The organism is Flavobacterium humi, from assembly GCF_004745595.1.
Lineage (GTDB): Bacteria > Bacteroidota > Bacteroidia > Flavobacteriales > Flavobacteriaceae > Flavobacterium > Flavobacterium humi.
In genome coordinates this window covers 372,558-384,781 of the sequence record NZ_SRLH01000002.1, presented here as the reverse complement: position 1 = coordinate 384,781, position 12,224 = coordinate 372,558, and the positions used below count along the sequence as shown (strand labels likewise).

Below are 12,224 nucleotides of genomic sequence, written 5' to 3'. Positions count from 1 at the left end.
CTTTTAATGGGCGCATTATAGTCAGGAATGAGTTCATTTGATGCATAATAATATTGTTTATGCCGGAAGCGAAATAGCGAAGACTCTTTCTGAATTTTACGATGACTTGTCTTATTTACCAATAAACGATTTCGCAGTTGAAAGAAATTTCAAAAGACATTGATTATTGATTTACTGTCGCTAGTTTTTGCTTTAAATTTTTCAATAATTTCCCATGAAGCTTTTGAAAATTTTGCAAGAAGTCGATATTAGACTGTAGTTTTTCAATTTTGATTTTTTTCATTAGGTCTTCCTTACTTTCTTCGGTACTGTCAATCAGGTCGAAATCCTTTTCCTTGTCTAGCACGATATTTATTATTTGTACATCGATATCTTCTGTGAGGCGGGGTGCATTTTCCAACCATTTTGTTTCTTCATCAGTGGTTACTTCTGATGCAGCATTATTCAGGGCTTGGTCAATGCAAATTCGAGCATACTTGTCCGCGGCTTTGGCTACGTCCAACCAACCATCACTATTGAAAGGTTTTTTTGTAACTGTCTTTTTCTTTGAAGCAATGGCATCATCAAAGTAAAACGATCGTTCACGGTCAGGATTTAGTTTGACCAAAAATTCAAAAATGGGAACAAAATTCTGAAAAGGTTTTGAGTTACCAGGCAATTGCCACCTGTGGCTCCAAATCTTCAAAATAATGTCGAAGCATTCTTTATCGAGCCTGCTTTTTTCTTGACCGCTTGCACTTTCCGCTTCAGTCATTTTCATGGCCAGGTAATGTGCCATCCATCTGCCTAGCGTGTCAACGCTTTGTTCCAGTTGTAATTCTTTAACTAACAACTTACCCAAGTTGATGGTTTTCTGTTGTGCTTCTGATTTTTCCATCTGCTGACAATATAAAAATTTTACTTGTTGATTCTTTGTATTTGTGATCATCCATATAACGTCGGTATATTTGATTTCGTCCCAGCTGCACTTCGATTATCAACTCAGACTTAAGATCGATGCAAAGCTGTTTTAAAAACAACAGTGATGCCGACATGCGATTTCCTAATTGCTGCGGTTCCTCATCACGAGAACCATTGTAACTGGCATAAAGCGAGTTGAGTAATGAGGGTTCACAGGAATCGTTACAATACCATTTTTTTCCATCTTCTGAAACTAAAAGGTTCATATCCTTGACTATTTTTTTTCCCAATCGATAAGGTGGGAACGTGATTTCACCGGCGAATGGGTCAAATTCGTCAAGACTTTTTGAAATGTCTCGGTCTTTTATCCATCCTTTAAGAATGAAAGGCATAGAGTTTATTTCCATACGTTTTTCTTTATAAGATGGCAACTTAAAGTCCCGGAAATCGACACAAGTTGATAACGCATTAAGTAAAGCTTCCGAAGTCTCCGGTGACACTAACGCTGACGTTACATAATAGGTGCCTTTTATCGTACTGTTGCTCTCCTGCCAAGACCCTTTTACGTTCAGCCAGGTTTCTCCATTGCGTTTTTCGATTAGTGATTCCAAGAATTCATCGTCGGATATTTCGAGCTGCTGTTCGTCTCGGTAATCACTTTTTACCCACGTTGGGCTTGTAGTGGGTACAGGATCGCGGAAATCAGAAAGCCATCTTCCATCTGGACTGGTTAGCAGGTGACGGGACAACCATTCGCTCCAATCATCTTCGCTCCAGTTCCTTCTGATTACCGTCGGCATCTTTTCGAGCAATTGTGCGGCTACGATCATTAGGGAATGATAAGAAATGTAAAAGTCCAGACGATCTATTCGGGGATAACTTCCGTGATCATGATGGGTACTGTAATCATTGGAATTATTCCATAATCCGACACGTGGATCACTATTATATCCACCTTTAATGTTACCCCATTTTTCTTCGATAACAATCGCCGCAAGATCTTCTGTTTGTTCTCCCGATATGCCGAAAACCTCGCCTAATGGCTTGAACCAATAATTATCGAAATCCCATCCAAAGTAGAAACCTTCTTTCCGCTCAACTTCATTATCTCTGTGCAGATAACTCTTGGTTTGATAATTATAATCAACTGTTTTTATCGGAAACCTCGATTTTGTAGCATTGCTTAATGAATTAACGACCTCGATTCCATAAACATCTTGGTTATTTCTTGCAATGTTTAATGCAGTGTCAGCCGCAAATTTTTGAATCAATATGTGCTTTTCACTTAGAGCGTAACGCATGATTGTGCTGGCATATTTTTCAACATTTGAAGTTTTTTCCATAGTCGCCCTGCTTAACGATATAAACAAGTACAACCGCGCATGGAAGCTGTAAAAAGGATAACTTTTGACGCCGAACGGTCCGGCATTGTCACGCTCCAGCCAATAGAAAAGCTGATTGATGACATCAACGCAGTCAAAGTGCACTAATTCCCGAACGCAATGTGCCGCTTTCCAACGGATTTCTGATTTTGGCGAAGCTAGCGATGACCACACGAACCCGGCAACGCTTCTGGAAGCGTCATAGACTTCATCAACGGCAGGATTGGCCGAGCCATCACCAAAATCTTCGTCAACGTGCAATTCAAATCTTGAAAGAGTGTAGTCCAGTAAATCAACTGCTTCGTCGTTGGTAAGATGAGAACGTGAAATGACTGCAAATCCAAACAGCATCTCCGCATCCGCAAATTCGTTTCCGGTCGCCAACCCTTCATAGATGCCATTCTGCAAAACGGAAATTTGCTCTCCATCCAATGACAGTTTCTCTATCGTCGACTTATAATGCCAGGGGATAACCAGTTCATGAGCAAATTTTTGCCCGATCGACGATAATGATGGAGATAATCGTTTTTTGAAACTTACTTTTGATTTCCAATCTGTTGGTAGTGCCTGGAAAATCTCTTCAACATCATGCAACGACAGCTTATTTACGTTGGGTACGTTGCCAAGAAAATTATATGCGTCACTTTCTTCGATGCGATTGAGGACATTTTTCCAAAATTCAGATTTATGTATAAATGGATTGCGTTCGGCAATTTTTATTTCGAATTTCGCCAACGATGCACTAAGCCCGTCATCCGTATTTAAATCGGAATCCGAAAAAATCTTTTCCCAATCAAAGGTATCTTGCTCGGTTGCGCTGTATCTTGTAGCTTCTTTTTTCTCCTCTGAGCTAGCTTGTTCTTCAAAGGAATTTATGATATTGTCGAGCTCAGCGTTTTTAGTGCCCGCGAGATCCGATGCCTTTTTCAACGAATTCCAATATTCCGGTGTTGCGCCTTCATTTTGTACGCGAGGTATTAACCGTTCTAGTAATATGTTTTTTGCTTGTAACGAGATAGGCCTCTCAATCAACTTACCGATGATATTTCGGACTTGGTCGATGTCAAGAAATGTACTTAAAGCAATTGCGGTTTGGATTGAGATTTTTTCGCTACTAATGAGTTCTTGTATCAAAGCCGATTCGAGCCACTCAAATCGTCCAATCTCCCTTTCACGCCATCTGCTTAAGGCGGCTATTCCGCTTGATGTTGACAATCTTGTGCAAACTTGTATGGCTTCGCCTCGGTCCCAATGTTTTTCCCGAAGATTTTCTCCAACTAGTTCCGCGACGCGAATAAAGCGGTAAGCAAGTTTGGGATTTGGCTTGTGATTGGCTACAGATTGTTTTGCCAATGCCTGAGTTGCTTCCCACCGTTGGTAAATTTCGTCACCGAATTTCGAAACTATCTCGATTGCATTTTCAAAGTAAACGCTTGCATCGTCTTTCGATACAGCCAGAACAGCACGGGACAGTGAAATATAACGGTCTGCAATTTCTTCAGGACCATCCTCGCTAACAGATTTAATTAGCATAAATGCATCTTCCTCAGATTCCTTTGCAAATGCTTTGAGGTGTGGTAAACGATAAGCTATTCTTACCAGTTTTATCTGATGATTAACCCTAAGAGATCCGTTACCTTTGATGTAGGACATAAAGAATTCTTTCAACTCTTCCGTAGAACAATTCTTCGACCACTTTAAAATTGAGAGGTACAATGTTGCGATTTCTGAAGGGAAATTATCACTGCTCCTGTAGCGGCCTTGTAATGCCTGATTTGATTTTGGAATCGCCTCTTTAACGCGTGCAAGTATATCTGATGGTTGGTTCATTAAAATGTCCAGTCTTAACTGATATAATGGCAACAACCCATTAATAATAAAATTAAACTCTTTTAGATCATCAGATTGTTGATGCTTTTTATTGTCTTTATTTATTAGATCCGTCGGTGTAATATCTTCAAAACTAACCGTGTCCTTTTTACTTATATGCAGCCTGATTGCCAGCGACCGTAAGTACAACATTCTATCCTCACCAAAATGAGAATTGTACACCATCTGATTGGCTCGCTCCGGAAAATAGTAATTAAGGGATTTAATAATTCTTTTTTCGGGCAGATTATGTTGTAAACATGCTTCTAAAAAAGAAAGAATAGCAGGAGTTATCGTGTCGTTGTGGCGATATATTGGTTCTTTTATGCGTGTTCGTTCGGCGCTTAACGCCTTTAAGCATTTTTCGAGAAGTACGCTATCTGGGAATTGTCCGACCTTGCCAAGTTCATCGGTGATGGCAACAACATAATATGGATAATCGTTAAGCTGTTCCAATATTTTTGTAAGCAGTTCGAATTCTCCTTTATCAATAAGTCTTGAAGAAAGAGATTTAATAGTTCTGTAAACAGCAGAATGAGGTTTCAACCCCGTTACAAATTTTGCAAAACCTTCTACACCATTTATGTTTAGGTGCGCGTTTGCAAGTTCCAGTACATCGCCATCTTGCAGTTTTTCTTCATCATGAAAATGGGGACGTTTTTTTTTCTTTTTTGATTGTTCAAAATACGCATTTAGCCAATTCATGGCAGCCCTCAAAAATCCTCTCGCTTCACCCTTATATCCATCTACTGCCGATAAAAGTGCGGAACTATAAACATTTTCCGACCCTGCCCAAGCACCCGATATTGATCTTTTGAAAGCAAGTTCTTTTACCTTATCCTCGCTTTGCAGCGGTACAATTAAATCCAGATTTTGTCGCAATAATAACAATTGCCGCTGCTCTCCGGCCATTTCTTCACCTGCGCGTACGGCAAGTTTTATGGCATCTTTAAAACGGCGGAGTTTTAACGCGGCTTTGAAAGCAAATTGCAATCGATAAACCCTGACGTTTCTTGCGTCAATCGGATTATCCTTCGGCAAAAAGTCATCAGACAGGGCACTTGAGATTAATTTATCATATTCTTCCGCTTGAAGGTATAATTGTGGTAGCACCTGGGAAACATAGGTTGAATTGATGGCTAATGGTTCTAATGAAGTGATGTATTTTTGGAAGTCGGCCTTAGAGGCGCAAAATTTCTTTCGAAACCACGTTTCTGTTGGTTCATCCCTGAATTGAACCGACAAGTCAGAAATCCAGAGTGGCCGGCCAATATCGGCGACGAAACTCCTTACTGTAGCAATCTCTACACCGGCCGCAAGCGCTAGCACATCCAATGGAATGTGCGGCGAAAGGCTCGCAAGGCCAATGCAAATGGATTGTACATGATCCTTAAATCCTGGCAGATACAGATCTTCAATTCTTGTAACTGCCCTAGATAGTTGCAACTCGATTTGATCTTCAATTTTCGTTCCCGCCGGCCCTAAATTGGTTAATAATTCTGCTACAGAGTCAGTTTTAAAATCTAGAGCATTCGCCTGAACACGGGGATTCCCATTGGTAAGTCTGTGAAATTCTGTTCCATCTTGCGGTTTCGCGTCCGGGAAATAATTTTTAAGGTTTTCCAGCGATTCATCTGCACTAAATCCTTGAAGTTCAAATTTACCGGTGGCACCCAAAGGTTGCAAAAGATCAATTCTTTCGGTCCTGCATAAAAAGACTATTTTACAGCCTAATGGCAGATTTTCTCTCATCAGTTCATGCGCAAAGCATAACTCATTGAATTCCTTTGCAGCCATTTCTGCATTGTCAGCTGCGTCGATTACAATGACCAACGCAGCATTTTCGTTTGCCATTTTTAGGGCAGCAGTTGCTGAACCAATACGAAGCAAGAAATCTCGCATGATCTCACGGTCCAGTGTTGTATTTTGTACAAGTAGGGGGTCGCACAGTCCTTTGGCGGCTAATTCATTTGCTATTTGCACCAATGCGGTGCGATGCATATGGCGTGTCGTGCTTCGATTGCGGTAACCTCCGGCACCGAAACAGTCATACGCAACGCCCATGGATCCTTCATCAAGTGATTTTAAAACCTGTCTTGCGAAAACAGATTTACCTACTCCGCCTTCCGCATGGATTATTATTGGCAAATTAGCCTCCATTATATTGCCTACCAAAGTTTTATGCTGAACACGCGTAATTGTTTTGTCCATGTTTTCCCAAACTGCATCTGCAGGGAACATGGCTTTCTCTGAAGTAACGCCAATTCTGTTTAAAATATCTTCTTTGACGATTAAGCCATTGGAATCGGGAAGCACCTTCTCTTGCATAAGCGTGATAATACTGTCAACATATGCATTGTCAAAAGTTCCCGAGACAAGCTGCGACATCTCAACCCTCAATTCATCCTTCTGTACATTATAATTACCTTCGCCGTCCTCAAAATTTATGACGGAACAAAATTCCTTCAATTGAGCATCGGCAAAACCTGTATATTTTTTTAAAGTATCCTTAAAAGTTTTGTTTGTTGTTTTATCGTCCGCAATATTGGTGATTCCTTTTTTAAAGTTATCATCAATCTTTCGGTTTGATACGATTGTAAACGATATACATTTTGTTTTAATTTCATTCTTTTCGGCATGCTGAGTATATCTCTTAGCAAATCCTTCGAAAGTTGTTTTGAGGTCGCTTAACACAAACGGGACGCCCGATTTAACAGTTGTGTGTTTAAGCTGATAATACTTGATTTGTTGCTCTTCGTCAGGTTTTCCGTAGCACTCAGTGAGATCAATGACGTACTCACCGGCTTTATCTTTCTCCGGTGATCCTTCAATAGTTATGGAACCCAATGATGAAGTTGGAAAAATCATCTTTAAAGACCGCCGAGCCGCCCATCGGTAATGAAAAACATCTCCTGCTCTCGAAAATCCTACTAAATCATATGCCATGTGATTACATTTTTGCCTTTGTAAATATCGAGTTTTTAAAATTTAACATCACCATTTAGAATATATAGATTTTAATTCTCGTCGATTTTGTTTGGTTTTCCCCTAATCTAGTAATTTCTATACTTCAACGTCTCCTTAAGTGGGCGATGAGGGATTCGAACCCTCAAAAATACTTTACCTTATTCGACCTTATGTAATTACTTAATATTGTTCACACCATTCATCAGTTTTTGAATATCCTCGTATCTGTAGTACATAAGCCCGCCAATTTTATTATAGGGCAGAGTGCCGTTTATCCTAAGATTCTGCAGAGTCCCTGCTGAGATACTTAGAAGTTTACGAACCTCATAACTTTTCAGCCATATGCGCTCTTCCTGACCTTGCTTACGAGGATATTGCTGAAATTTACGAATTTCTTCTAACAGTTCTTTTTTAAATTTTTCAAGATCATCCCTTGTAATAATATCTACATTCATAAATTCTCACTTTTAAATTAACAATACCACCTGACGCGTAGTTTTGGTGGTCTCAATATATCAGAACAAAATAAAGGTATGATAGTACTAAAAAGTTTGTTTATAATAAATGCTTTAACCAGAATAATAGAAATTAGGTTTGTTATGACCAAATCATACTTGATTTAGCCAATAAAAAAGGCGGTCATTATGAACTAACTGCCTTTTAAATCGAAATTTCTATGTTTTCAAATACCTTGTACATCTGCAGACATCCGCTGTTCAAGATTGCGCATATCCTCGCTGAGTTTATGTTCAACAACTTTAGCATAGATTTGTGTAGTACGAATACTAGTATGTCCAAGCATCTTTGATACGCTTTCAATCGGAACACCATTACTCAAGGTGACTGTCGTTGCGAATGTATGCCGTGCTATATGAAATGTCAAAGTTTTCATAATCCCACAAACGTCAGCGATTTCTTTTAGGTATCCGTTCATTCGCTGGTTTGAAATTACGGGGAATACTGTGCCGTTATTCAGCGCCCTTGGATCATCACGGTATTTTTCCATCAAATCCGTCGCTACAGGCAGTAAAGGTACGCGTACTCTCGTGTCTGTCTTTGCCCTGCTTGTAGATATCCATAGACCGCGGTCTATACCTGTGACAATCTTGTTTGGAGTCAGTTCAGCGAGTTCAATATACGAAAGACCCGTATAGCAGCTGAAAAGAAACATATCCCGAACATGCCTCAGGCGTTCAATAGACAGCTCTTTGTCTGTCAATATAGCAAGCTCCTCGCTGTTCAATGACTCGCGTTCTACTTTATCGAAACGTTTTTTAAAGCTGGCAAAAGGGTCTTTGGCAAGCCAATCCAGCTTGACAGCCATATTTATCATTTTGCGCAGCCTCTCAATATGCTTCATTATGCCGTTGTTGTTAATTGGCTTCTGGTGATCTTTGGGAACATAATTAAAAAGGAAGCGTTCAAATTCCAAAATGAACTTGTAATTAAGCTGTGAAAGGAAAATATCAGTTCTCTTGAACTTCTCCATGAGAAAGCTTTTTACATACCGCTGGGTGGTATGGTAGTTCTTCATGGTTCCGGGAGCAAGTTTATGTAATTGCTGCTCATTATGATATTCCATCAACAGCACTAATGTTGGGGCAAGGCGGTCCGTGCCCATTACTTTATCACGGATTGTAGGCCCATCAATCGGTTCATCATTGAGGAGCATATTCTGATAGGTATTTATGATCTTTGCCTTGAATTGTGTAAGGAACAGGTTGAGTTCAGTGATTTCCTTACGGTTTCCCTTGGCCATGCCTTTCATTTCATTCCACTCGTTTACATTCAGCGAACGTTTCACTGAAATCTCGGTCCGCTTTCCGTTTACTGTAACCCTGGCACAGATGGGAGCCTTTCCCTGCAGGGAGGTCTTTTGTTTCTTTAGGTAAAATAGTACCCCGAATGTTGTAGTAGCTCGTTTCATATTTCGAAAATTTAATGTTCAGACCAACTGCACATTTAAAATGGTCTCAATGCAGCCGAACTGTCAACTAAAAAACGTAGTTATTGAGAAATAATAAATGTTAAAATAAAACATCAATTGACTGATTATTAATGAACTAAATCGAATTTTGGGACCCTAAATATAAAAAAAGAAAATGGGTAGCCTATGGGGTATCATATCCTTTGCTACAACTTGAATATTTTGGAGTTGAATAAAAAGAAAAACCCCTTAAATCATTGGATTTAAGGGGTTTTGACTGACTTTGAAAGTCTTAAAAGTCGGGGTGGCAGGATTCGAACCTGCGGCCTCCTGCTCCCAAAGCAGGCGCGATAACCGGGCTACGCTACACCCCGTAATCGGGTGCAAATATAAGTTTTAATTTTTCTTTTCAAAAGGAATTTCAAAAATAAATGGAAATTATTTTTTGAGAAGAAAGAAGCACAACGATGGTTAGCTACAGTCGCAGTTTCAGTCTCGGTTATACTTATGAAATTGTGACCGAGATTGAAACTGAAGCTGCTAGCTCTTCTACATACTATCTCCTTGATTATCAGTCCAAGTATTTTTACCTGGTTTTAAAATACGTAAAACTACTCTTACAAAACGTATTTTTATGAAGTACTTTAGCTATGTGTAACAGACGTCTTAATAACACATTACTAATCAAAACAGGTCGTATCCGAAAAACCTATATAAACGAGTAGGAACCAAAATAACTAATATTATGTCACAATCATCATTTAACTGGACATTAGAGGCTTACGAAAACCGCGGTAACCTATGGTTACGATGGAGCACAACAGCTCCTTTTAGAGCCCAACAAGGTCAAATCCATGTGTATAAAGCTGGATTCCCTTCAGATCCTACCAAAGACACAGCTGCGTGGTCTTGGGATAACGAGAACAACAGAAACTGGGACACAGGTCAAAAATGGGGTACAGGCTGGAACTGTGCTTACATCGCAGAGGCAAGCCCTAATGGGCCTTATGTGTATTTTATCCAGTTGACTACAACTAGTGCTATGGGGCCAAATGTCCTTAAAGCAGAGGTTGTTACTGCTTAAATGCAAGCCATTTATAATCATGAGTAATTGGAGGCCGCCTTTTTTGGGCGGTCTCTTTTTTGTTGGGAAACAACAGTAGCAGCCTTTTAAGGTTTCAGATAAATAAAATTTATTTCCAGATAGTTATTTAGGATTTATTAAGCTGTGAATTTTTTATAATAAAGTTTACATTTGCAATTCAAAAAATAATTACGCTATGTCTGATACAATCGAAAAAATTAAATGCCTTATTATAGGTTCTGGTCCTGCAGGTTACACTGCTGCCATTTATGCCGCCAGAGCTAATATGAATCCTGTTTTGTACCAAGGGGGCCAACCCGGAGGACAATTGACAACAACCAATGAAGTAGAAAATTTCCCAGGCTACCCGGAAGGGATTACAGGCCCGGAAATGATGGTACAATTACAGGAACAAGCCAAACGTTTTGGAACAGATATCCGTGACGGCTGGGCAACTAAAGTTGATTTTTCAGGTGATATCCACAAAGTCTGGATTAACGATACCATCGAATTGCACTGCGAAACGGTTATTATCTCTACCGGGGCTTCTGCCAAATATTTAGGATTGCCTTCCGAGCAGCATTACCTTCAAATGGGCGGAGGAGTTTCAGCTTGCGCCATTTGCGACGGGTTTTTCTACAGAAACCAGGAAGTAGTTATCGTTGGAGCAGGGGACAGTGCCTGTGAAGAAGCGCATTACTTATCTAAAATGTGTAAAAAAGTAACCATGTTGGTTAGAAGCGAACAGTTCAGAGCTTCCAAAATCATGGAGGAACGCGTACGCAAAACAGAAAATATCGAAATACTGATGCATACCGATACCGTTGAGGTTATAGGAGACGGGCAAGTGGTTACAGGAGTGAAAGTACTGGACAAATCGACACAGGAAATTAAAGAGATACCTGCTACAGGTTTCTTTGTAGCTATTGGCCACAACCCGAATACAGCTATCTTCAAAGACTATATCACTCTTGATGAAGTAGGCTATATCATCAATACACCGGGTTCTTCCAAAACGAATGTCCCTGGGGTTTTCGTCTCAGGAGATGCAGCGGACCACGTATACAGACAGGCTATCACGGCTGCCGGCACAGGATGTATGGCTGCTTTGGATGCTGAAAGGTACCTGGCTGCCAAAGGACATTAATCCTTACAAACAAGTATAAAAAAATCCATCCGTAACAGGATGGATTTTTTATTTGTCCCAATGCCAATAGGCTATTGTTTTGATTTTTTATACAAAACGGCGTCATCGCCAAATTTTTTGAGTTCGATTTTCGGTTCCCCGTAAATGTATATTTCAGATTTGCCCAAAGCCGTAATGGATAAGCTGCCGTTTGTGTTTACGCTGCAGTCGGTATAGCCTTCGGTAGTAAGGTTGAGTATTTTTGAAGACAGGTTCTTGCCGGTGTATTTTGCATTGTTGTCCAGGCGGAGTTTCATTTCATTGATATCGCCTTCAATCACCGCTATTGATTTTTGGTACATGTCAAATTTCAATTTATTGGACGAAATCAACGCTTTTATTTCTGCATTCTTGCTCATTTCCACAAAAGAATCCTGTCCTTTTAGGTTTAATTCTATCTTTGATTTATCATTGGCCAAAAGTGTAAAATTAGGTGAATTCACATTGGCAAACGTCTTGGAATAGTCATAAGTCTTGATGGTAATATTATTGAGCTGCATTTCTGAAATCAGGTTCAGCCGGGCTTCGTGCTTGACCATGATTAATTTTAAGCTGTCAGTGTAAGTAACCCTGATTTCCAGTTTTTTAAATCCGGAGATGTCTTTGTTGGTATTCAACCGAAGCACCGAGCCGTATACCTTGTAATCGATGGCCTGGTGCAGGTTGTCATCAGTCTCGATTTCAATACCGCCTTTATCGCCTTTGGTCATGAAAACCTCTACATTGTCTTCAATCTCAATCTGGTCAAATAATCCGACATCGTGTTTTTCAACCGTGACGATTTTTGAACCTTTTACTTTTTCCTTTTTTTGTGCTACAGCAAAATGAGAGCATAAAACGACAATAAAAAGCAATGTAATTTTTTTCATCTTTGGGGGGTGTTTGTTTTACAAATATAAAAAAATCATC

The 12,224-nt window shown here is 39.8% G+C and carries 7 protein-coding genes and 1 tRNA gene; 2 read left to right on the top strand and 6 right to left on the bottom strand.

Annotated features, from left to right (window positions below; genetic code table 11):
* Nucleotides 1–163: 163 nt before the first annotated feature.
* The 5 genes from E4635_RS04590 to E4635_RS04570 form a co-directional block, all read right to left on the bottom strand.
* Complete coding sequence (locus tag E4635_RS04590; protein ID WP_135525444.1) at nt 164–877, bottom strand: hypothetical protein; 714 nt, start codon at nt 875–877, stop codon at nt 164–166.
* Nucleotides 834–7,097 (bottom strand): ATP-binding protein, encoded by a 6,264-nt coding sequence (locus E4635_RS04585; protein WP_135525443.1) that lies wholly within the window; start codon nt 7,095–7,097, stop codon nt 834–836. The genes E4635_RS04590 and E4635_RS04585 overlap by 44 nt, the downstream gene beginning before the upstream one ends.
* Nucleotides 7,098–7,294: 197 nt before the next feature.
* Complete coding sequence (locus E4635_RS04580) at nt 7,295–7,573, bottom strand: helix-turn-helix domain-containing protein (RefSeq protein WP_135525442.1); 279 nt, start codon at nt 7,571–7,573, stop codon at nt 7,295–7,297.
* Between the two features lie 227 nt (nt 7,574–7,800).
* Nucleotides 7,801–9,045, bottom strand: coding sequence for a site-specific integrase (locus tag E4635_RS04575; RefSeq protein ID WP_135525441.1), 1,245 nt, complete (start codon nt 9,043–9,045; stop codon nt 7,801–7,803).
* A 299-nt stretch (nt 9,046–9,344) separates the two neighbouring features.
* Nucleotides 9,345–9,419, bottom strand: a tRNA-Pro gene (locus E4635_RS04570).
* A gap of 371 nt (nt 9,420–9,790) precedes the next feature.
* Between E4635_RS04570 and E4635_RS04565 the strand changes: the two genes are divergently transcribed.
* Together E4635_RS04565 and trxB are read left to right on the top strand one after the other, a co-directional pair.
* Nucleotides 9,791–10,129, top strand: coding sequence for a hypothetical protein (locus tag E4635_RS04565; RefSeq protein ID WP_135525440.1), 339 nt, complete (start codon nt 9,791–9,793; stop codon nt 10,127–10,129).
* A 196-nt stretch (nt 10,130–10,325) separates the two neighbouring features.
* Nucleotides 10,326–11,276, top strand: coding sequence for a thioredoxin-disulfide reductase (gene trxB, locus E4635_RS04560; protein WP_135525439.1), 951 nt, complete (start codon nt 10,326–10,328; stop codon nt 11,274–11,276).
* A 71-nt stretch (nt 11,277–11,347) separates the two neighbouring features.
* On the opposite strand, the gene E4635_RS04555 is transcribed toward trxB, so the two are convergent.
* A complete protein-coding gene (locus E4635_RS04555) occupies nt 11,348–12,184 on the bottom strand; it encodes a GIN domain-containing protein (protein ID WP_135525438.1) in 837 nt (278 codons plus the stop codon).
* Nucleotides 12,185–12,224: the final 40 nt, after the last annotated feature.